The following is a 23,686-nucleotide window of genomic DNA, read 5'->3' as shown; positions in this document are numbered from 1 at the left end:
CGCTTGCTGACGCGCGCGGCTCGGTTTCTTCTTTGCTGTCTAAATCAAATCCTAGCCACAGCAGGGAGTGAATCGGACCGCTTGCTGATGCGCGCGGCTCGGTTTCTTCTTTGCTGTCTAAATCAAATCCTAGCCACAGCAGGGAGTGAATCGGTCCGCTTGCTGACGCGCGCGGCTCGGTTTCTTCTTTGCTGTCTAAATCAAATCCTAGTCACAGCAAGGAGTGAATCGGACCGCTTGCTGACGCGCGCGGCTCGGTTTCTTCTTTGCTGTCTAAATCAAATCCTAGTCACAGCAAGGAGTGAATCGGACCGCTTGCTGATGCGCGCGGCTCGGTTCCTTCTTTGGTGTCTGAATTAAATCCTAGTGACAGCTGGGAGTGAACCGAGCCGCGCGCGTCAGCAAGCGGATACGGAACTATCCGTTTTCACGAATGACGCTGCTAAGGCAGCGCCATTTGGCGAAGCGCCGAACCTACGCTTACTGACCATCAAAGAAGAGATTAGTTGGGGCGCTATAATAGGTGTCGATTCCTCAGGGACGGACCCCAGTACTAGTCATGCGACTGTGAGGTCGCGGATAAATGAGTGCCTTGTGCGGCATCTAAAATCATGGGCTGACTAGGGCTATAAACCTAGGGTCTTTAATCAGTTCATTGATGATGGCTCGGTACATCCTAACATCAGTTGTAGGAACAGGCAGCTTAGCGGCATACTCAAACAACAGCTCAGCTAGGTGAATCGTGCTGTCCTTTCAATTGCAAAAAGTCTAATTGAACAACTGAGAATATTCTATCGGCAGTAAATATCTCTTGATGTTAAGTTAACGTATATTGTATAAACAGTGCTCTCCCTGTGCGCTTTATAGTGCATTAGTAGGTTGGAGGTTAAGGTGGGGATGACAGGTAAAATTCAATTGCACTCAAAAACCATTGAACTGTTAAAGGAGTATTTGGATTTAATTCAAAGAGAACAATTGTCCATTGAAATAGTTGGTTCATCGGTCAATTTAGAGCAACTCATCCAATGGATATCGATTGAAATACCAGATGAAGTCTATTTTCAACCACTCTTCAAAGATAAATTTGAATTTACTCTATCAGCCTTTCAAGCCAAATTATTAGAAGATCTGGCGAATTCGATCGTTAGCCCTCTTGGGAGTGTGACCAAACAGGAAGTAGTTCCTACCACTATTGATAAACTAAAATTTGCGATATTGGCAGTATCTGGAACTACATTGTCAGCCAGTGAAGGACTTGACAGCATTACCACTATGGCTGAGATTCTTCCATTTTCTGCTCTTGTTATACTTGCTATTGGCTTCGTTTTTTCTGCATTGTCAATTATGAGATTCTATGGGGTTGATCTAGTTCCAGTTGCTCAAAATTGGGGAATCAATTTCGAAAATGCCCCCACGCTTTTAGATTATTTAGTACTCCAGAAGAAAGAAATTAATAAGATTTGCCAAAAAATATCCTATTTACATCTCGCAGAATTATCCATTGAAGAATTAAAGTGTTTAGAGGAATTGATTGCTGCCTTACAACTACGGATAAAGGGTATTGCAAAAGCAAGTAAGCCATTTACGGATGCTTTGGACGCTTTTAGTGTTAGAGTAACCAAAACTATAATAGCTATTTGTTCGGGAGGAATGTTTTTTGGTACCGGGTATTTTGCAGGACAATCTGTAGCACTCTATCTATTTAGTTTCTTTATAGGCACGGTGGTATCAACTTCTTTGCCCGTTGTCGGAATTAGTACAGTAGTTGGTTTAACAGGATTTGCTTTGTACTGGTATACTCAAAAAGTTGGCTTGGATAAGCTCGTAAGCTCATGGATGGGTCTGGATGAGGAAAAGATTGATCAAATTTCTAATGCATCACTTATTCAAGAGCAAGCGGACAAATTAGAAAACTTGAAGTTGCAAATTAACTCTACTTCTTTGTTAATCGCTCAAATCAACAGTTTAAGGACTGCTTCAGAGGGTACAACTCATCAACAAGTTAAAACAGAGATGAATAAAGATGCAGTAATACATTCACAGCCTACGATTAGTTTTGGCTCGAATATTTATGCCTTTCATCATGTTAATGCGGTAAAGAGGGGTTCGGAGGATTGTGTTGTAGCTCTTCCGGAACTTGATTGCTGTGTAATGTAGGTTCTTGATGATTAAGACCATAACTGATATTGGCTAGGTGAAGGGGTAAATAGACAAGCAAGGAGTTTCCCTGTAAGTAATCGGGGTTAGTGGATAAAAAAAACTCAGTTAATTCATTAGACTCTTCCAAATCTTGTTTAAACTGACTTCGTAAAGGGACTAAAGAGGAATTGATGATCATTGGATGGTTATTGGTATCTATCCATCCATTCGTTTGTTTTATTGCTTTAAGAATCGTTAATATCTGATCCGGAACCCGTTGTAAGGGTTTTGGATATAAAGTATCACTTAGTTCATACAAAAATTCATAAGCTTGCGGTGTGTTGGCAAGAGCTATGTAAATGGTTTCCTCATGGGGATTATCCAGTTTATATTGAATGGCTTGTTTTATTCCAGCGCATGTTACTGTGGCAGGAACATGATAGTTCGGGTTTAAATAAAGATGGCCTGTGAAACAAGTAATGATTTTTTTCCCGACAGTAGTGGCTTGTTTGTAAGTGCGAGAAAAACCAGCAATATCATTGTCTTGTCCCATGAGTACAGTGAGCTCACCTTCCTCCGAAGGACGTAAAATTAAACTGGTGAATTCTTCGTTTGAGGTTAAATGATAAGATTTAGAGAGGAACTGCAGTAGTTGCTTAGTTAACGGTGTGGGTATTTTGTTCTCGTTTGAACCAATTAAATAAGAAATAACGGCAATTACATCCTGTTTTTTCATTGTTCTCTCCATTCAACAACACAATATTCTTCTCACCTTTCCATGTTTGGGATAAAGCGAATATTGCAATGAAATTTGCACATATAAACTATAGACCGCTTTGTTGGATTGTCAAATAGCTGAAGGATAATTTTGAATATTACACCATTTGAAGAACTTGTTTGGTAATTACCATTGCAAATTAAAGCAATTCAACTTTACAATGAAAGAAACAATTAATAATCAAATAGATTGCGGACAATCATGGTATTCCATAGGATTTGGCAATATTGTGTCTTGAGCTCTCATTGGCATAGGAATACTCTCGCCAAGTTCTCTTGTCTACCTTTAATTGCAATGCCTAGTTGGGCATACTCCCAGTCCGTTGAATCTCCGACCCCTTACGTTGTTGGGGCACCTGCTAAATCAAGCAATGACATCCAATTTGATTTTACTGCATACGATGAAAAAACATACACCGTTGCTTATGATGTGTTTGTAATGAATGGAAAGGTCGAAGACGCCTTTCAAGTGGCGAAAGCGGCTGTCCATTTCAATCCAGAGAGCATACCGTGGCGTGAAAAGCTTGCTCAAGTAGCTTCTTGGTCAGGCCATATGCAGATTACTTTGGAGCAATGGCTGTATTTTTACGACAGGGCTATAAAAGTTGATTATTACGCTCCCAATATTTTGATGTTAGCTAAACAATTAGGTAACTACGATGCTCAAACCCATGTCTTGCAAACCATGTTAAAAAAGCATCCTCAAAATAAAGACATTGAATTGAATTACGCCGCTGCACTTCAGGGTCAAGGAAAACCTGAGGAGGCACTTGAATTTCTCAAGTCCGCTTTAAAAAAGAAACATGATGAAGAGTTTATGAAGCAATATGTACAGGTAGCTAAAAATCAGCCTGACACTATGGCATTTCGTGAAGCTTTAAAAGAATGGAAACTAAAATACCCTCATTCAATAGAGCCTAAATTAGAGGAAGCAAAGCTTAATTTGAAAGAAGGTAATCTATCAGCAGCCTGGGATGAGTACCAAGCAGTAGCCGCTTTTCCAGGAGAGAAAAAACCGGAGTTTTGGCATGAATATGCTGGGGTGGCAATGCTCTCGGGCCAAACTAATGGGATGATACAAGCATACAGACGCTTAGATGAGCAAGATGCAATTGATAAAGGAGAGGCGTCCAACTTAGTTCTTCTTGAAAGTTCACAAGGAGACAAATTAGCCGCCTATCAACATGCTCGACGATTCTATTTTAAATTGAACTTAACTGAAATGGTACCTGAAGTAATCAATTTGGGATCAGAGCTGGAGAAGTGGCAAGATGCTTATACGTTTTATAATCAATTAAAACCTCAGCAAAAACAACAATTTGGGAAATTCGTTGAAAATCTCATTACATTAGCTGATGTGTATAGTCATGTAAATCAATACCCATTAGCCTATGCGTTATGGGATAAGATTTTGTCAGGATTTCCACAAACCAGTAAGATTAAAGAAGGTTTGATTTGGTTTTTAGTGGATGTTAATGATACCAAAGTACTCAAGCAATTTTTGATGAAATGGTGCCATGATTTGGCAAATAAGCCAGAGCTATGGAGAGTATATTCTGTAGCCCTTTCTAGTCTTGGGAAGTATCGTTTAGCACTAACAATTAGTCTTGAGCATTATCCTGAGATACAAAAAGATTATGCGGCACTAATGGATTTAAATGATTTGCTTCAAAAGACTGATCAACCTTATTGGGCCTATATTGCCAGTAGAAATGCACTTAATCAGCTATGGTCAGAGGTCAAAAGCATACCACCTGCGAAATTTTCTATGCGTCAATTACTGACATGGTCACAATTGGTCCGAAAATTTGCTCCTGCTGAAATGATCTACCAAACCATGTTGCAACTTCAAAAGAAAATATACGTCAGTCCAGAGTCAACAGAGCAAATGATCTCTTATGCTTTGGAGCAAGATGCTTATTCTTTGGCTGGTTTAATGATGCGAACAATGCAGATGCAAGGGCAGCGTGTTCCTGAATGGATGCAATTAACTCTGGCTTTAGTTGAAAATGATCGGGTCCGTTTACTGAATTTAGTAGAACACAACAGCCCTCAGATACAGCATCGTGATCGAGTAATGGCTGCAAAACGGATCGAGGAATACAAGAAAGCAGAAGAGTTGGCCTATCAAGGTTTGGCAGAGCATCCTTTTGAGTCAGAAATGTATGAGTTGTTTAAGGACATCATGCTTGAGAGGGTAAATAAAATCATTGTAGATACTAAATATTTTGTTTTCAATAAAGTAGTTGGCCCACTCAATAAAATAGAGGCCACTTATTTTGTAACTCCTTCATTGGCCATAACCGGTTTTAATACTCTTTGGTTACCTGAAAGCAATGATGAGACTCAGATGATTAATCCTCCGGCACAGCTTAGAACAACTGGCATAAAGATGAAACGATATTTGCATCGAAGTTGGGCTGAGTTAATGGTTGGCCAGTTGAACGGTTTAGGTAGTTCAGGAATGGCGGGATTGGTTTATCATCGCATGCTACCAAAACGCTGGGAAGCTGAGCTTGAAATTTATTATCATGAACTAGCCAATGAAACAGCGCCTCTGTTAGTCGGTGGAATGAAAAATACTTTAGGGTTGCAATTTGATCATAAATTCGATAGTTATAATTTATTTGAAGCTCAACTCAATGCTTGGTCTTTTTACGGCCAAAACGAACAATGGTTAGGTCAAGGCGCTGGGGCTCAAGCGAGCTGGCGGCATTATTTCTATCTTTCCTACCCAGATTGGAATACGAATTTATATGCAACGTATAGAAAATACAAAAACAGCAATGACGTTCTCTTGTCTCCTCTGCAAACAATTCTTCCTGAGGGAGTAGAACCAACTTCCGCTTATTACATGCCAGTTGGTTATACAGAGGCAGCGATAACTTTTGGGTTTGGACAAAAATTTCGAGAAGAGTACACTCAAGCTTGGCGTGCTTTTGCTGAGGCTGGAGTATCCATCAGCGATGCGTTCGGATTAGGTAAAATATTATCTGCAGGATATGGTGGCAGTGTGTTCGGTCGTGATAAGTTATTGTTTTATGGGGATTACGCGGATAATACGCGACAAGCTGGTCAAATTATATTCCAGGTAGGTATGCGCTATGATTATTATTTTTAAAAGGGATGAAACGTAATATGGAAAAAATTAAACAATGTAAACTTTATTTCGGAAGCTTGCTGTTCATTTCCTCCTTGTTAGTGGCTTGCACCACTTTAAAAACCAATACCAGCAACCCAATCAGTTTGCCTGCTGCTTCAGCCATTGTTGTTGGACCAGTCGCCAATTATTCAGATACACCTTTAGCAAATAAACAAGTAGAGAGTATGCTTGTCGGACTTATGCATGCAAAAGGATTTCGTAATGTCGCTGTTTTCCCTAAAAAGCAAGCCTGTGCCAAATTACTCTATTGTCCTGAAGACATGCCCTCTAAAGCAGAGATTATTCGCTGGGCTAGACAAAATAGAGTGAATTTTGTGTTAACTGGAGCTGCCAATGAATGGCGCTACAAAGTTGGTTTGGATGGAGAGCCTGTCGCAGGGGTTAGCCTAATAATTATCGATGTTCAACATGGCAGAACAATTTGGAGTGGGGTAGGAAGTGTCATTGGTAACAGTCGTCAAGGACTTGATGTAGTCGGTCAAAAATTATTAATTGAAGTCACTGCTAATGTTATTCCAGCAGGATAACAGGAAGGATATCGATGAAGTTTGAAAAGGATTTTGCGCTCGTTTATTTTAAACGACGTGAAAATAAGAGAATGTTAATTGAAACGATCATCGCGAGTTTGGTCGTTGGGATTTTCGTATTCTTTTTGGGCGCTGATAATCCCTTTTCATTCAGAACAGACGGATTTCCTTGGATGATACTTTTTCCAATGTTTTTTGCTTTGTTTTATAACACATCATTCGGGTTATTATCGTTAGCTATTTTATGGATGATTTATGGGTTTAAACCGGATCACTTAAGTATCGCAACTCTGCCCATGCAAGAATATATCGTGGGTAGTTTCAGTGTAACAGCACTAGCAGGCCTTTTTAGCACCTATTGGCAACGAGTTATTAGTCATGATGAGCATTTAAATGACTATTTACGAAATCACTTGGAAGATCTCTCTAAGGATTATTATTTGTTGAAACTATCTCATGAGCGCTTAGAGCATGCTTACATTACAAAACCATTATCCTTTCGTGGCGCGATTCATTCATTAAAGTCAGAGTTAGCTGGGGACTCGATGATCCTTAATCAAGAAACGGGTTTAAAATTACTTACTATTTCTAGCCAGTATTGTCTTATTTCAAATGCAATTCTAGTTCTAAGAGATCCTCAAACAAATACTCTAAGCCAGATAGCTAGTCTTGGCATGTCCTTTGAATTAAATACCAATGACCCTTTAGTTCAAGAGGTTATCAATACAGGTACAACTCATTTTGTTGCTGTTAATCAATTGAGTTCTCATTTTAAAAGTGAATACCTTGCGGTTATCCCCCTATTGGACGACGAAAAAAAGACAGTTGGCCTCACTGTAATTAAAGACATGCCCTTTTGGCTATTAACCGAAGAAAATATGACGGCATTGAGTGTTTTCGCCTCAGTCATCATGTTGCATATGCCTTATTCAAATAAGATATTGGATTTATTTTCTTTGTTTCCACACATGGAACAAGGTTTTTTGCGCGAATTGTATTTATTAAGAAAATTAAAAAAATACCATAATATTGATAGTGTTTTATCGGCGTTGGTGGTTCCAGTTGGTGCTTATCAAGAGCAAATTGTTTACGGGCTCAAGCAGAGCGTTCGTTCTTTAGATTATATAGTCACATTACCGTATACCGATAAAGTGTTCGTTGTCATGTTGCTCCCTTTAACGCCTATAGCTGGTGCTTATGGTTATGAATCGAGATTGGAAGAATGGATTAAGAATGAGTTTGGTTTAAAACTCTATGAAAAGGGCTTGTTGTTTCGATATCGTATGTTAAATAGTGATAAGGCCTATGTCCAACTGCAACAGTTTATTGAAGAACTAAGCAATGAATGTAATTGATTGGCTGATAAATGCAAGTACTATGGAGGAGCTTTATTACTTCTATCTTGTTGTATGTTTATTGCTCTCTTACATGCTTGCTCAATTATTACCAAGACGCTTTAAAGTCACCTTATACTTAAATTTTATTCTGTTTTTTTTAATTGCTGCGTCATTGTTTATCTTGGGTGTCGTTGCAATTTTTGTTTTGTTCCTAGTATTGGATAGACTTAAACCAGTAAAAAAAGAAGTAAGTCTTTTTGCAACCAGCGAAATCCCTGATTATCAACATTCTCCTAATCCTAAATCAGTAATTTATGGTGAGGGAAGTGGTCCATCGATACTGCAAAATATGACTTTTTCCGTAAAAGATAAAGAAAAGATGATTGTTGCAATTAATCAATTTCATACCGCTAAAGTCAATGAATTAAATAAATTGCTGTTGCAAAATACAACGGATGAAGTGCGATTGTACGCTCATAGCCTGATAGAAAAACAAGAAAGAGCTCTGTTTAAACTGCTAACCTATTTTAATAATCTCCTGTCAAAAGAAAAAGATGTTGTGCAAAAAGCAATATTGCATAAACACATTGCTGAATTGTTATGGGAACAAGTCTATAGTGCTTTAGTGAATGAAGATGGTTTGAAAGGCGTATTTGAAAACATTAAATATCATGCACAACAGGCCTTTTCGATCCTTCAGCAGGATACCAGTATACCTCTTCTTATGGTGCTTATTTCACTTAGAGAGGGAGAAATTGATGCTGCTAAAAATTGGTTGGAGGTGGCTGAAAACAACGAGGCTTCTTACTATCGAATCCTATTATTAAAAGCAGAAATTGCTTTTAGAGAAAAAAATTTCTCTGAAGTACGAAATCTTTCAGGTCAACTCAAAGATAAAGCGATTGTAGGAGCGGATTCAATCATCAATTTTTGGAGTAGAGCATGATTGAAACTATTTTATCGGCAAAAGAAGTTGATATTCTGATGATTGCGGAGGGTACCTATCCCTTTGTGCGAGGCGGGGTTGGTTCTTGGGTGTCCGATATTGTTCATCAGTTACCGCAATATCGGTTTGGTATCTTATTCCTAGGCGCCTGTAAAGGAATGTATAAGGAGTTGGTGTATCCTGTACCAAGCAATGTCCTTCATTTGCAAATGATTTACTTATTCGAGACGCGAGAATCTAATGAGAAAGTCAAGCCAGTCGAGCCTTCCGCCATTCTAGATTTGTATGCATTGCATGATAACTTAAGGAACTCACATCACCAAGTGACAGGATTACAGGAACCCTTGGTTTCATTGGATCGCCTGATGTGTCCACACCTCGGAATCGATTTTAATCAATTCAAACACAGTGAAGAGTCCTGGAATTTTATTACGGAAAAATATTCTCAGTACAGTACAGATCCTTCGTTTATTAATTATTTTTGGAATATTCGTAATATGCACGAGCCTTTATGGTCCTTGCACTCGATCTTAAACCATCTTCCAGAGTTTAGATTGATTCATCCTATTTCTACCGGATATGCTGGCTTATTATCAGTCATGATTAAACAAAAATATCAAAAAGCAATTTTGTTAACTGAACATGGCTTATACACCAAAGAGCGAAATATAGAATTGCTACAGTCACCGATGTTGATAGATAGCGATCCGTTGTTAACGGACAAAAAAATATTTAGTTATCAACATGATCTCTGGCTTCGGTTCTTTTCCTCAATGGCTAGAATGACGTATCAAGAAGCCAGCTATATCGTTAGCCTATATTCTGGAGCACAAAAGCAACAAATTGCCGCGGGAGCTGATCCAGCTAAAGCGATGGTGATAGGTAATGGAATCAACATTGAAACCTATAAACCGTTACGAAGACTGTCTCCGGAGCCAATTCTGAAAACAGTTTGTTTCGTGGGGCGTATGGTTAGAATCAAGGATATCAAAACCATTGTTAGGGCAATTTATTACATCTATCAAAAAGATAAAGACATTAAGGGTTTTATTAAGATAGTAGGAGACCCTGATGAAGATTATTTGGAAGAGTGTGTCGAATACATCAATTTGTTAGGCTTAGAGCAGGTTATCAGTTTTATTGAAGAAGGGGGAATGGTCGATGCTCTATCAAAATCGGGATTGCTCTTACTTTCCTCGATAAGTGAAGGAATGCCCCTGGTCATTCTAGAATCTTTGGCAGCTGGGGTACCTGTGATTGCAACGGATGTAGGTGCATGCAGAGATATCATCGAAGGCTTTGATGAAGAGGATAGAGCAATGGGTCAAGCCGGTGCAGTAGTTTCAGTATCCAATGCTAATACGATTGCCAAAGAAGCCTTGAATTTATTGTTGAATCCGGGGCTCTGGTATAAAGCTCAACAAGTCGGAATTCAACGGGTTGAAAAATATTATGCCTTGTCCGTGGTTATTTCACGATATCTTAAACTATACAACGAGATCTTAGCATGGCAGGAATAGGAATTCAGTTACGACGTTTAACTCAGAATGAATCATTATGGGGGGTATTCCGAGCAAATCTCTATTCATCAATCTTAAGCAGCGGCTCTTGGGTAATCTCAATAACTGTTTTATTGCTGATCTATTTTTTTCTCACTTACCAATTTGGCATTACTGCTTTTAGTATCCAATTTCTAGTAGCAGTGACTTATCTAGCCTCCTTTTCCTTGATAACCAGTGGTATTTTCCAACACATTATTGTTCGCTATATGGCGGATCGATTATTTGATAAAACCCCCTATAAAATAGCAGGATTTTTATTTTCCATTTGTCTTGTTTTAATTGTTGTGAGTTTATTATTCGCTCTTGTTGCCGTTTATTTTTTATTGCCAGAGGAGCCTATTATTGTAAAAGTATTAATGGTCTCTACTTTTGTGACCATGAACCTACAGTGGATATTTTCCAATGCTTTAGCTGGATTAAAGGAATATCGTTTAATAGTCATGTCGTTTTTTATTTCGTACATCACCATCCTAGCTTTTGCCCTTTGGCTGTATCCTGAAAGACTTACAGGACTATTGATTTCCTATTACGTTGGTCAAGTTCTGTTGATGATGTTGTTTTGGGTGCATTTTTTGCGTGCTTATCCAACGAATCGTTTATTTAATTCCGATTGGATCAATTTTTGTAAATTCAGAAAGGTTTTGCTTTTAAGCGGGGTTATGATGCATTTGTCTTTTTGGATAGACAAATACCTGTTTTGGTTTTCTGCTAAAACTGGGATGCCTGTACTAGGTCATCTCCGGGCATCGTATATCTATGATTTACCAATGTTTATCGCCTTTATTTCAATGCTTCCGGGATTATCAGTGTTTTTTTATGAGATAGAAGCTAATTTTTCTCGTTACTATCATCGTTATTATGATGCGATAAGAGACGGTGCTACGATTGATGAAATTGAGGCCAAACATGAAGAGCAAGTATCTATGGCACATGATGCTATGCTCAATGCTCTTAAGGTTCAAGGAATGATCTGTTTAATGTTGATTGTCTTTTCACCAGATATTGTCAATTGTCTTCATTTGTCCCCTCTTTCTGTTTATTTATTACGAATCAATTTTCTTTCAGCGTTTCATGTGGCGTTGATTATCGGCCTAATCAATTTGCTCTATTACCTTGATAAAAATCATTATGTGGCTTATCTCACTACTTTTTTCTTTATTATGAATCTGATTTTGACCTGGATAAGCTTATTTCTAGAGCCTTCTTGGTATGGGTATGGGTTTTTGTTCAGTTCTTTTTTAACGGTTATTTTAGGGATTTTGCTTTTAAATAAAGCATTCTCGAGGCAAACTTATGAAGCGTTCATGTTCAATTAATTTCTTTTCTTGCTTTAACAGGGATTGGTATCGATTAATGATCGGTCTCTTGGCGTGGTTGTTTTTACCTACTGCGCTGTTTCCCATGTCTGCTGATACTCGGGTTGCTTTTTATTACGGCAATAAATGGCCAATAGATGGAGTAAGAGCGTTTAATATTGTGGTAGTTGATCCAACGGATAAGATAGCGAGTCAGTACAATACTGAGTCCAGTGAGCTCTACGCCTACGTGAGCGTTGGCGAAACTGATTCTGACGCAGAATACATCTCAAAAATTAACAAAGAATGGATCATTGGGAAAAACGCCGATTGGAATAGTGTAGTCATGGATTTAAGCAATCCTAAGTGGCGTTCGTTTTTGCTCACTGAATTAATCGAACCGCTTTGGGCCAAAGGATATCGTGGTTTTTTCTTTGATACATTAGATTCATACACACTAACCAAGAAATCGCCCACTGAACAACAAGCCGGATTAGTGGATTTTATTAAGTCGGTAAAGAAGAAATATCCAGATGCAAAGTTAATTCTTAACCGTGGATTTGAAATTATTCCTAATGTGCATGAAGAGATTGAGGCGGTTGCTGCAGAATCGTTGTTTTCTGAATGGGTCCCAAAATCCAAGACCTATAGACCTGTCCCAGAAAAATCCATGCGGTGGCTTCTCAATGCTTTGCAAAAGGTTAAAACAGAGTTCCAGCTGCCAATTATAGTGATTGATTATCTACCAGTTAATGAGAAACAACAAGCCAGGGAACTTGCAAAGAAAATTGACCAGCTTGGATTTATTCCGTGGGTAGCTAATGGTTCTTTAAGTCATCTTGGTCAAGGAACTGTTGAAGTGCTTCCAAGAAAAATTCTAATCCTTCTTGACCCAGGCGATAAGAAGGATGAGGTGAATGAAAAGGCGTATCAACCTTTGGTATTTCCATTGCAGTATATGGGGTACATTCCAGTTTTGTGGACATTAGGGGCATCGTTTCCAGAGGACATCAATAATGATGATTATGCAGGAATTATTGCCTGGTTTAATCATCCAGTCACTAAGTACCCAAAGCAACTGAATGAATTTTTGCTCAAACAATTAAATAATCGTATTCCTATAGTCTTGTTTAATTATTTAGGACTCCCTGAAAATTCATCGTTTTTAACTAAATTTGGGATCAACTATTCAAAACCGACAAGAAGTCCTAAAGCAGTGACTCAAACGTTTTTTAGCAATATCTTTGGTTTTGAAATCCAATTAAAAGCGAACATCATTAATTTTTTTCCATTGTCAGTATCCAATGCTAAGCCACTTGTTCAGGTTACAAGTGATAACCATCAAATTCAAACAGCGGGAGCAATTACTCCGTTTGGAGGATTCATTTTAGAACCTTATGTCCTTGGGGAGCTTCCTCAGGGGCAAAATAGGTGGGTGATTGATCCTTTCCAATTTTTGAAAATGGCCTTACATCTGCCTGAGATTCCTATCCCGGATCTCACAACCAGCAATGGAAGAAGAATGTTAATGATTCATGTGGATGGTGATGGGTATATAAGTCGTGTACCGTGGGACGCGGAAGCCTATCCAGGCGATTTAATGCTTGAACAAATTTTTAAAAAATATCAGCTCCCTATCACAATATCTGTAATTCAGAGGGAATTTGAGATCATTAAATCCAATGTAAGAGCCTATTCACATCTAGTAAAAATTGCGAAAGAAACATTCGCTTTGCCCTGGGTCGAGATTGCAACACATACTTATTCTCACCCGTTGGAGTGGGCAAAATTAGAAGAAGGAAAGGAGAATAAAAAGTATTTATCTTACCCAGATGAGCATTATCGCTTCAATTATGAAAATGAAGTTGTTGGCTCTTCAACGTTTATTAATGAGAATTTGGCACCTAAGGATAAAAAAGTTCGAGTTGTACTTTGGTCTGGAGATGGTATGGTAAGCATAAAACCATTACAGATTGTAGCTAATGCAAATTTGTTGAATTTAAATGGAATGTCCGATTTGTATTTACCTGAATCAAAATCAATCACGAATCTTTCTGGATTAGGGCGTTTTGTGGGTGGGTATTTTCAGGTTTTTTCCCCCATAGCGAATGATTTTGTCTACACAGATGATTGGACACAGCCGTTATATCGATTTGCGAATGTGATTGAAACGTTTAAACTGACGGAAAGTCCGCGCAGGTATAAATTAATATCAATTTATTATCATTTTTACTCAGCATTAGACCAGGGAGCCTTCAGGGCTTTGAAGCATGTTTATGAATGGGCTGTAAAACAAAAAACGACCCCTATACATGTGTCGGATTACATTTTGAAAGTCCAAGCTTTTAATCATTTGGTCATCGCCAAAACGTTAAATGATGGTTGGTTAATTACAAACAACTCTCCTTTACGTGAGTTTAGGATTCCAATGAGCATGGGTACTCCTATTGTCTCTGCAAAGGATAATGTATTGGGATTTAATCAAGCCAATGACGATTATTATATTCATTTGGGGGCAAGTCCAACAGCTTATCTCAATGTTTCTCGGGCTTCTCATTTAAGTCAGGATAAACCGTATCTGATTGAGGCAAATTCGGATGAGGTTTTTTGGAAAGAGACAGGAAATAATCAATATTTGCTTGAGCTTAAAGGAGCGGTTCCAGTAGAGTTTCAATTAGCCAATATTGAACGTTGTAAGGTTTCACAGTCGGGAACAATAATAACAGCTGGTCAAGATGGGACCTTTAGCTTAAAGGATAAATTGAGTGGACAAATCTCGATACAGTGCGATTAGTGGCTTTGAAAAAAGAAAGTTAACCCCTTTCTTCCCTATCAAATATCTAATTGTATTTATTACGTCAGTTCTTTTTTTAGCTTACCTTTTATTTCCGGGACAACAATTGCTGGGCACGTTGCTTTCTATGGACAATTTATCTCAAGTTGAATATCGATACACCATGTTAATTATGCCGGATTACCCTGGGTTGACTATAAATCCAGAGTTGCTTGAGAAGAATCCAAATGAAGCGGTAAAACGATTGAAAGCAATACCAGAAAGGTTCACAAAAGAGTATTCTTCTAAAGAGATTTGGTTAAGTTATATTGCACTGAGAACACTCACTTTAAGTTCAGACTTGCCTGATAAGGTGAAGGTGGAGGGGAAGGCTGGCATAAAAGAGTATTTTAAGTATTTTGAAAAGGTTCCTGATTTAAACAGTCAACAGTTAAAAATACTTGCTCGAGATGCTTTGGCTATTGAATCCTCAGACTGGGCAATGGTGTTTTATGACCGAATAGTCAAAGTCTATCCTGATCAGTCTGCTTTGTTTTATGGGGAGATGGTGAAAGCCGCGACTTGGGACAACCAATGTGTAAAAAGTGCTGATATGGCCCTTATTGCAAAACAAAAAGCGAACAGTACAGAGGACAAGCGATATTTTTTCTTCTTAGCAATTCGCTCTTTATTCCAATGTGATCAATATGCTTTAGGCATGAAGTTGGCCCAGGAAAATCTGCAGGATTTAAGTGAGGACGTGACGACCTATCAACTGTTGATTGAATACGCCATAAAAGCAGGAGATCCTAAACTAGCCAATCAATTTTTATTGAAGCTCTTGGAACTCCAAGGATTCAGTAAAAAGCAACAATAATTGGATTATGAATTATTCTATGTATAAAAAATAGACTATTCTAAATAGTAAGATAGGATTTTTCAGAATCTCAGGGACATGAAAAATAGAAAAGTTCTGGTTACTGGGGGAATGGGGTTTATCGGTAACCATTTAGTACATAGGCTATTAAATCTTGGTGCGCAGGTTTGGGTGCTGGATAAATCTATTTATAAACCTGTATTTCATGATGTTGATAAAGCAATTATTGTTGAGGGAGATGTTCTCTCAAGGGAACTGGTTTCAGAATGTCTCCATGACATTGATTATTGCTTTCATTTGGCGGCTACCGCCTCAGTGGTTACTTGCAATAATGATTGGATTTTTAGCCATGAAAACAATGTATTGGCTTTTAATGGTCTTTTGGATGCAATTCGAAAAACGAATCGACCCATTAAGCTTGTCTATGCGTCTTCGGCAGCAGTGTATGGAACAAGCACTGACTTACCCTTAAAAGAATCGATTCATGTAGAGCCCATGTCTGCTTATGGTGCGGATAAATTATCCAATGAGATTTATGCAAAAGTCATGAGTAATGTGCATCATGTGCATTCTGTGGGCTTGCGTTTGTTTAACGTGTATGGCCCAGGCCAATTAAGTAGGAATCCATACAGTGGAGTCATTTCTCGTTTTAAAAGAATGTTACATAATAACATGCCAATTGTTATCTACGGAGATGGCTTACAAGGTCGGGATTTCATCTTTGTAAACGATGTGGTTAATGCATTCATCCAAGCTGCAAAAACACCCTACGAATTAACGGGTATTTGGAATGTCTGTACGGGTAAGGAAATTAGCATATTACAACTTGCTGAAGCAATGATGAAGTTAATGAAAAGAAAGTCGCAAATTTGTTATGCGGAAGCTAGAGTAGGCGATTTATATCATTCGGTTGGAGATCCTAAAAAAGCAAAGTCAGAACTTGGTTTCGCTGCCGAGACATCTCTGGACGAGGGGCTATCAGCTTATATAACGTCCATTGATTTGGATTAGTCCCTCTAATTCATTTATTTCAGTAACAAAATTATCCAACATGGCGGATATTTCTTCGTTAATTTGTTTTTTTGATTGCTCATCCAAATTTTTTATATATTTTTCCGGTTGTTCTTTAAAAGAGAGCAATAATTGTATTTCTTGCGGAAACATAGATCTTGGCCCTCCATTATGAAGTTCATTTAAAGAAACTCGAATTTCAGGAGTCATCTTTTTTCGTAACAAATTTAGAATCGTTTGTGCTCCAGATTTAAAAGTACTTACTTCTGTAAATCCAATGAATTTAGATGCGTTGAACATAAGCAACTCAATTGGTTAATAATTATTGAAAATAATAACAAATTGGTGCAAAATTTCAAATAAAAAACATATTGATTAATTTAATGTGGAACAAACTATCCCTTTTTTCTGACAGTGTTTCCAATTCAAAGTCGTTGAAGATCGATGATTTTGACCGTGCTTATAGGGAAATGGTTCTATTCGCCTATCAAAACCGATTTAATCGTGTTGCAGACGCAAAACTGTATTTGTTAATTCAGGGGATTAACTTGGAGGGAATAGTAAAGATATACTCCGCTTTAAAATTAGGAGGCATGCTTGAGATCTCAGTTCGGGATGCTATTTTTTCACCTGTCGGATGTGGTGATGTAGCAAATGCATTTTGCCAAACAATAACTGGCGATACTATGAATCCATCAAAGAGTTGTAGGCAGCAATCTCTCACTGAGCTATCTTTGGAGATAGAAACCGATTTACCAAAACTGATACGAATCAATATACCCGGCCATTCTTATGTAATGCTCGCGTGTGAAAAAACAGCAGAAGGTATTTTGGGTTACATCTATCAATCGAATGTAGCAGACGGCATGGAAGATAACTCATTTTCCCTTGCTGCATGGCTTATGGATAAAAGGTCACGTAAAACAAACCTTTCTATGCATGTGAAACTGTTAAGTGAATTGCTAAGCCCTACAGTTTTCAATGAGAAGAAAGCAAGTATCTATAGGCAATTATACATTGCCACTCCTATAATCCCTGTGAAAACTCCAGCAGACATGCAAACAATCATTTCATACATAAATACATGCCCCACATTCAACTTTACTTCCAAGCGAATTAGTGCTGAGCAAATGATGAAAAATTTAGAACAAATAAAGGCAATGGCCTTTCAAAGTTCAGAGGAGTCAATGCAATCTTTGGATGAGTTTATTGAAATTTCTAATCAAGAGTTGTATTCAGATGTATTAATGCCGAATCAAAATGCAAAAAACAACCTAACAAGCTCCTATTCTTAATCGATCCATCGTTTTCTTCATTTATTAATTTGGTGTTGAGCATTAAATCGATTATATTGGATTATTTTACAACAAGATAAACAACTACAAATCTAAAGTACTCTTCACAAATGGAATAGTAATTTTTCTTTGAGCCTCTAAAGACGCATCATCTAAACGATTAAGTAACCCGTGCAAATCGTGCATATTTCGGGAGCAGCGAGAAAGTAGATACTGACCAACACTCTCAGGCAATTCAAATCCTCTTTTTAAAGCATTCCTAGTTAGTGTTTTAATTTTATCTTCATCGCTTAAATCATTAATTTGCATCACCAAGCCCCATCCAAGTCTTGAACGCAAATCAGGGAGCTTAATGTTCAGTGAGCTGGGGGGGGTATTCGCTGAAATAATAAACAATGAGTTCTCATTGTCTCTGATTTTATTGTACAGATGAAATAAGGCTTCTTCCCAGGCATCCTGTTGTGCAATCGTCTGGATATCGTCGATGCATATAAGAGTTTGCTGTTCAAGTCCATCAAGGGTTTCTGGCCCCCACTCTATGAGTAGCTCCAAAGGTAAATAAATACTTGGGTAATTTGCTGAAAGAGCTTGGCAACAGGCTTGAAGAAGGTGAGATTTGCCACAGCCCTTTGCGCCCCATAAATACAAAAGTCGGTCTGTTTTGAAACTTAGCATCTCGAGGAGATGTTTGTAGAGGAGATGGTTATTTCCCCAATTAAAATCAGATAAGGTGGCTTCATCATTTAATTTAATGGCTAAGGCTAATTGCTTATTCATTGGTGATTGTCTTTTGCGAACCAAGCTTTCCTGCCCCAAGTCCAAATATAATCAAGATAGGTAATGGTAGTCGTGAAGGCAGTTAAATAAATTAAAGTATTTACGCAATACTCTGGGAATGCAAAATAGGCCAACTCAAACAAACAGAGAGTGACTAAAGCCAATTGAAAGGTCGTATTAAATTTACTGAGTAAGGTGGGTTCAAAATCCAATTGTTTTTGAATGAAGTAGTACCATGCCAAAACACCCATTGAAATGGTAAAATCTCTTAAAAATACGATCACAACTAGCCACCAAGGTAGTTCGCCAAGTAAAGCAAGCGAAATGAAGCTTGAGGCAATCAGCAGTTTATCTGCCAATGGATCTGCAAATGAACCAAAGAAACTTTGCCAACTAAAGTGCCTTGCTAGCCATCCATCTAACCCATCGGTAAGCCCTGCTGCAATAAATATATAGAAAGCAGTAACGTATTCATGCTGATATAAATACATCAGAAATGGCACTATAAGTACTAGTCGAAGTACTGTTAAGGTATTAGGAATATGTTTAAGTATCATCTGTTGTTCGATAGTTAGTTCCCTAAGAACTAGGTAAAGGAATACAATAGACCCAAGTGCCACAAATGGCAAATTCAAGTTAGTTTATACAATAGCGAGCATTCTGTCACGCCCTAAGACTAGGAGCTGTTTATAATTCCCGAGTTGGCCTCCTCAAAATTGGTCAAAATAATTCGGTATTTTCAAGGTCATGCTTCTATTTTTTATCGGGGACAAACTCCTTTGCAAGAGACATTCTTGTTGCCAGTCACCTGTCAAAATGCTGTGTTTGTATTGAGAGAGCAATTTAGGATCAATGTCTTTAGAAAGTTGCTCAAAGAGAGCTGTTAGCCGATCTTTTATTACCGTCCAAAGTTGTTTCTGAGGTATTTGAAAATACTCATTAATGCATCGGACCCAAGCATCTAGATTATTTAATACATTGCTTTCAACAAAACGTAAACAGTCATTTTTAATGGCTTGTGACACAAAGGCTGCGCTGGGGACTTGACCTTTAAGCTCTGGATTTGAATTTAACTGAAGACCATCAAGAGTGCGAATCATGATCCCCTGCGGGCGATCCTTTTCCACAATGATTAGAGGTTGTGTCGTTGACGGATTAAATGTGACTCCATGCTTTACCATAAGGTGCAACTGTCCAAAGAGCAATGTATTGGTATAGAGGGCTAAATAGTCGATTGGCGTCATTTGACTGGATTCGATTAACTCTGCGAGCAAAGGTTTTCCAGAGATTGGTGAACGCATCAATAAACTGGAAAAGGGTAGAACTCGTTGTTCAGTACTGATTGTATAGACAGGGTTTTTGTGTAAGCTTGCGCTCATGTTCGTCTGCTTATTTGTATCCCTTAGTTTTAATTCAGTGAATGGGTCATTCAAATACAAGGAGTTTTGATAATTATCCATGTCCTTGAGTATGCAATTCAACGATTGGTAGGTAGAAAACTGATCATCAATATTCCTTTCCTCTGGGTTTAATCGCTGTGATGCTAATTTAAGCAGGTATCGGCTCTCGTTAGGAGGCAGCAGGTACTCTTGAGAGAGGGCCAACAACGATTGATGATTGGGGTGGAGTAAAACTAATTTTGCGTCAATTAGGGGGGCTAGCGTGATTTGTAACTCTTTACGCCATTGGAGGGGGTGCACAGGAATAGGGTAGTATTCATCCGGGCTTAGCCGTTGATGCATTATTTTTTCACGCCAAATCAGATGTTCTTTTGCAAATGCTTGCTTGATGAATTGATCATATTCACGGACATTGGGTTGAGCCTCTGTGACGCTTTTGTGTAATGCGCACCAATGGACACGGATTTTAGCCTGAAATCCTGGAGAAGTTTGTAGTATTTCCCTACGAGTGTAGCCCTTTTTCGCAAAGGATGTTGGCATATAGGCTTCGTTATAACTGCTCCATTGTTCTAAAAACAACAAGGCTTCTGACGCTGTGATGCCCTGATATAACCATTGCCATAAACTATCATATCCTTGAAGCTCTTTGACTAATTTCGTATTCCAATTATGTAGATAAGCTAGTCCCAAGGCTTCATTGGCTATGGATTCAGTGAGTTGCTCGCTTAAATTGTTCCATTGGTAAAATTGACTTTCAGGAATGGTCGATTTTAATTTGAATTGCAACAAATCAACAAAATCATGGATGTGGTGGCTGGTAATCGTCGAGTCGCATAGTTTTTCAGCCATGACAGCTTGTTGCATTCGATTAAGCGTATTTTTGTGTGCGAGAGTGATGAAATAATCAATGCTGTTTTGCGGTAAGCCTATTCCAATTTCAAACAATAAAAAGCGTAGTTGGTGGCTGAGTTCATGAAAATTCCCATAGGCGAGCGCCATTTGATACTCCTAATTAATTACCCATTTCATAAATATAAATGATAATCATTCTCATTTGCAATGTATTTTTAAACAGGGCTCATTTTTGCTGCTGTAGCTGATGTGATACCATTTGCCTCTTTATAGAGTTAATTGAGTAGATAAACATGAAATACAGGGCTGATATTGATGGTTTACGAGCCATTGCGATTGTATTGGTCTTAATGTATCACGCTGGTTTCTCTTTGTTTTCTTCTGGGTTCGTTGGGGTGGATGTCTTTTTTGTGATTTCAGGATTCTTAATCACTACCCTCATTCATGATTCATTAACTACGAATCAATTTTCATTTATTGATTTTTACAATCGTCGACTATGGAGATTGCAGCCGGTATTGGTTTGTTTAATGGCAGTGACTACCTGTTTAACCTTTATTTGGTTCTTGCCAGAGGATCTAATGGAGTTTAGCCGAAGTGCTCGAAAAACGGCATTGTTTATTTCCAATAATTACTTTAACAATACAACAACGGGTTATTTTTCACCGGATTCTCATCAGCTCCCTTTACTGCACACCTGGTCATTGTCTATAGAATGGCAGTGCTATTTAATTTTGCCACTGCTCATGCATGGCTTACATAAATTGTTTAACAAACAAAAGGTTGTTTGGGTTATTTATGGGTTAACTATTCTAACGCTTATGTTGTCTTTGCATTATTCAAAAGAACTCCCAGCGCAGACTTATTATCAATTTTCTAGTCGAATAGTTGAGTTTCTTATTGGATCCTGTGTAGCCTTGAATAAAGGTCCTATTCGCCCACGTCGGACATACCTTCTCAATCTTCTAGCAATAGTCGCTGTTGCTAGTATTTTTTATATAGCCTCTTTGGAAAAAATTGTGCTTGGGTATCCCAATGGCTACGCCTTTGCAGTGTGCCTAGCAACTGGATTATTAATTGTGCTAGGGAAAAACAATCCATCCCTTTTAGTGACAAGAATTTTATCATTAAAGCCTATTGTCTTTATAGGCGTTCTCTCCTATTCACTTTATATTTGGCATTGGGCTGTGTTTTCAATTTTACGTTATCAAAGCATCAATGAGACGCCAACAGTGTTGATTATTGCATTTTTGATAATAGGACTTATTGCTTATTGTTCTTGGCGGTTTATCGAAAAACCAACTAGACAATACAAGAGCTTAAAATTCCAGTATACCTTGGCAATTCTTTTGCTCCTTCCAATAGCGTTGGTGCATCTTAGTTCCTATGTCATCAAGCTAAATTCCGGATATCCTCAGCGATTTAATCAGGAATTGGTTTCTATTTATCAACAGTTAAAACACTATGAAAGTTCGGACAGACCTTTATGCATAAGCAGGGATGGTATCGATGTCGAAAATCATTGTCGCATTGGATCGCATGAACCAAAAGCTAAAACCGCTTTTATGATAGGCGATTCTTTTGCCAATCATTATTGGGGGTTTATGGATACCTTAGGGAAGGATGCGAAGGTGTCCATACTGGTTCAAGGGACTTCATCTTGCATCACACTGCCAGGAATAGCTCTCTACGATTGGTGGAACTTTAAAAACCAAATCTATCAAGAGTGTGCGGAGCAAACAAAAAAATACTATCACATGATTAGCAGTAATCATTATGATTACGTGATATTAGCCCAAATATGGAGTAATTATTTCTCTGATCATGTCATCAACCAAAAAGGAGATGAACGTTCGATTAAATGGACTCAACATCGAATAGAAGCAGCCCTTGATAAAGCACTCAAAATCATTATTCAATCAGGAGCTAAACCCGTATTAATAAAGTCAACGGCAATACCAAATTTCAACGCTCATGATTGCTTTTTCAAACACGTCAAATTAAGGCAATCATTTAACTCTGAGCAATGTCAATTTAGATTAGAACCCACTGAGAATGAACAATGGTTTAATCAGTTGCTTACTTCATTACAAACCAAGTATCCCCAACTTGTTGTCATTGATCCTAAAGAAATTCAATGCAAGGACAATCTTTGTTATTCAGATTGGGATGGTGTGCCAGTCTATAGAGACGAGGGACACATCACGGATTACGCGTCTTACCGCTTAGGTTTGAAATTTTTGCAGCAAGAAAAGAATCCATTCAGTTGATTGTTTTTGTTTAAGCTGCCGCAGCTGCTGTTTGGAGTTGAGCTTGGTAGTACTCGGTAATGTTGGCACCTTTAAGGTGATGCAATTCATTTTTGTGATTCGTAGTTGGGCAATGAGTTGCCTCGTGTGTTTCAAGTTGCTCACATTCAAATTCACTAAAAGCATGATAGGGTTCTTTCATTTTAACGAGCTTTTCTCTTAACGAAGTAGTAACGCATTCTTCTTGTGGCACTTCGATTGTAATTTGTGATTCAATATCCGTTAGAACTTCATCTTCAGTTGAAGTGGATACTGGTGTAGTGAGTTCTTGGAACTCTTCTTGCTCGTCGTCTAAATCGTCCTCCATGCAACCTTTCTTTTTTATTCCGCCAGAGAACACCGTCATTTCGATGGCGGTATCATCGAGAACGCGCCTCTCACGTTCATGAGCAAGCTCAGCTTTGACGTTTAAGATGTTGAGTTCACGTTTGAATTTGCCAAAGAATTCTTTGATGTTGGTGGACATGTCTTTGAAGACATGGCTATTGAGTTTAAGAGCAACGATGCCGGTGATGACGGCGGCCAGGAAGATAGGGATGATGACGGCCGGGCCAAGAGCACAGGAGATGGCAATGCCCCCTGCAATGAGCAGCGCTACAGAAGACAAGAGAAGCGCTTTGGATGCCAAGACTTTGCGCTCTTTAGT

The 23,686-nt window shown here is 38.4% G+C and carries 18 protein-coding genes; 12 read left to right on the top strand and 6 right to left on the bottom strand.

Translation table 11 applies throughout. The features are described from left to right. The first annotated feature begins 897 nt into the window (after positions 1 to 897). Positions 898 to 2,157, top strand: coding sequence for a hypothetical protein (locus tag Lwal_RS10035; RefSeq protein WP_058480666.1), 1,260 nt, complete (start codon positions 898 to 900; stop codon positions 2,155 to 2,157). Here the strand turns inward: Lwal_RS10035 and Lwal_RS10030 are convergent. Then, positions 2,087 to 2,875 carry a hypothetical protein gene (locus tag Lwal_RS10030; RefSeq protein WP_058480665.1) on the bottom strand — a complete coding sequence of 263 codons (789 nt, stop codon included), beginning with the start codon at positions 2,873 to 2,875 and terminating at the stop codon, positions 2,087 to 2,089. The genes Lwal_RS10035 and Lwal_RS10030 overlap by 71 nt on opposite strands. Before the next feature lie 336 nt (positions 2,876 to 3,211). On the opposite strand from Lwal_RS10030, the gene Lwal_RS10025 reads away from it, so the two are divergent. From Lwal_RS10025 to Lwal_RS09985, 9 genes are all read left to right on the top strand, one after another. Continuing rightward, positions 3,212 to 6,037 (top strand): tetratricopeptide repeat protein, encoded by a 2,826-nt coding sequence (locus Lwal_RS10025; protein WP_058480664.1) that lies wholly within the window; start codon positions 3,212 to 3,214, stop codon positions 6,035 to 6,037. 17 nt (positions 6,038 to 6,054) lie between these two features. Next, positions 6,055 to 6,606: a hypothetical protein gene (locus Lwal_RS10020; protein ID WP_058480663.1), complete on the top strand. Its 552-nt coding sequence runs from the start codon at positions 6,055 to 6,057 to the stop codon at positions 6,604 to 6,606. A gap of 14 nt (positions 6,607 to 6,620) precedes the next feature. After that, positions 6,621 to 7,961 (top strand): PelD GGDEF domain-containing protein, encoded by a 1,341-nt coding sequence (locus Lwal_RS10015; RefSeq protein WP_058480662.1) that lies wholly within the window; start codon positions 6,621 to 6,623, stop codon positions 7,959 to 7,961. Beyond that, complete coding sequence (locus Lwal_RS10010) at positions 7,948 to 8,889, top strand: hypothetical protein (RefSeq protein WP_058480661.1); 942 nt, start codon at positions 7,948 to 7,950, stop codon at positions 8,887 to 8,889. The genes Lwal_RS10015 and Lwal_RS10010 overlap by 14 nt, the downstream gene beginning before the upstream one ends. Then, positions 8,886 to 10,409, top strand: coding sequence for a GT4 family glycosyltransferase PelF (pelF, locus tag Lwal_RS10005; RefSeq protein WP_058480660.1), 1,524 nt, complete (start codon positions 8,886 to 8,888; stop codon positions 10,407 to 10,409). Before Lwal_RS10010 ends, pelF begins: the two co-directional genes overlap by 4 nt. Beyond that, positions 10,397 to 11,767, top strand: coding sequence for an exopolysaccharide Pel transporter PelG (gene pelG, locus Lwal_RS10000; RefSeq protein ID WP_058480659.1), 1,371 nt, complete (start codon positions 10,397 to 10,399; stop codon positions 11,765 to 11,767). Before pelF ends, pelG begins: the two co-directional genes overlap by 13 nt. Continuing rightward, positions 11,745 to 14,540: a bifunctional glycoside hydrolase/polysaccharide deacetylase family protein gene (locus Lwal_RS09995; RefSeq protein WP_083500080.1), complete on the top strand. Its 2,796-nt coding sequence runs from the start codon at positions 11,745 to 11,747 to the stop codon at positions 14,538 to 14,540. The genes pelG and Lwal_RS09995 overlap by 23 nt, the downstream gene beginning before the upstream one ends. Beyond that, complete coding sequence (locus tag Lwal_RS09990) at positions 14,512 to 15,396, top strand: hypothetical protein (RefSeq protein ID WP_058480657.1); 885 nt, start codon at positions 14,512 to 14,514, stop codon at positions 15,394 to 15,396. The genes Lwal_RS09995 and Lwal_RS09990 overlap by 29 nt, the downstream gene beginning before the upstream one ends. A 78-nt stretch (positions 15,397 to 15,474) precedes the next feature. Beyond that, positions 15,475 to 16,407, top strand: a complete 933-nt coding sequence (locus Lwal_RS09985) for an NAD-dependent epimerase/dehydratase family protein (RefSeq protein WP_058480656.1) — start codon at positions 15,475 to 15,477, stop codon at positions 16,405 to 16,407. On the opposite strand, the gene Lwal_RS09980 is transcribed toward Lwal_RS09985, so the two are convergent. After that, positions 16,375 to 16,707, bottom strand: coding sequence for a hypothetical protein (locus tag Lwal_RS09980; protein WP_058480655.1), 333 nt, complete (start codon positions 16,705 to 16,707; stop codon positions 16,375 to 16,377). The genes Lwal_RS09985 and Lwal_RS09980 overlap by 33 nt on opposite strands. A gap of 83 nt (positions 16,708 to 16,790) precedes the next feature. Between Lwal_RS09980 and Lwal_RS09975 the strand changes: the two genes are divergently transcribed. Further along, positions 16,791 to 17,702: a hypothetical protein gene (locus Lwal_RS09975; protein WP_065235667.1), complete on the top strand. Its 912-nt coding sequence runs from the start codon at positions 16,791 to 16,793 to the stop codon at positions 17,700 to 17,702. A gap of 84 nt (positions 17,703 to 17,786) precedes the next feature. On the opposite strand, the gene hda is transcribed toward Lwal_RS09975, so the two are convergent. The 3 genes from hda to Lwal_RS09960 all read right to left on the bottom strand — a co-directional run bounded on the left by hda (position 17,787) and on the right by Lwal_RS09960 (position 20,878). Further along, complete coding sequence (gene hda, locus Lwal_RS09970) at positions 17,787 to 18,479, bottom strand: DnaA regulatory inactivator Hda (protein WP_058480654.1); 693 nt, start codon at positions 18,477 to 18,479, stop codon at positions 17,787 to 17,789. Next, on the bottom strand, positions 18,476 to 19,036 hold the full coding sequence (locus Lwal_RS09965; RefSeq protein WP_058480653.1) for a CDP-alcohol phosphatidyltransferase family protein: 561 nt from the start codon (positions 19,034 to 19,036) through the stop codon (positions 18,476 to 18,478). Before Lwal_RS09965 ends, hda begins: the two co-directional genes overlap by 4 nt. Positions 19,037 to 19,189: 153 nt before the next feature. Continuing rightward, on the bottom strand, positions 19,190 to 20,878 hold the full coding sequence (locus Lwal_RS09960; RefSeq protein ID WP_058480652.1) for an IucA/IucC family protein: 1,689 nt from the start codon (positions 20,876 to 20,878) through the stop codon (positions 19,190 to 19,192). 146 nt (positions 20,879 to 21,024) lie between these two features. Between Lwal_RS09960 and Lwal_RS09955 the strand changes: the two genes are divergently transcribed. Further along, positions 21,025 to 23,001, top strand: a complete 1,977-nt coding sequence (locus Lwal_RS09955; protein ID WP_058480651.1) for an acyltransferase family protein — start codon at positions 21,025 to 21,027, stop codon at positions 22,999 to 23,001. 10 nt (positions 23,002 to 23,011) lie between these two features. Here Lwal_RS09955 and Lwal_RS09950 read toward each other — a convergent pair. Continuing rightward, positions 23,012 to 23,686: hypothetical protein (locus Lwal_RS09950; protein ID WP_238584290.1), on the bottom strand; the 675-nt coding region annotated here is incomplete at its 5' end.

This window comes from Legionella waltersii (assembly GCF_001468085.1).
Taxonomy (GTDB): Bacteria; Pseudomonadota; Gammaproteobacteria; order Legionellales; family Legionellaceae; genus Legionella; species Legionella waltersii.
Note: the sequence above shows the minus strand (reverse complement) of the source record. Positions and strands in the feature narration are given on the sequence as shown.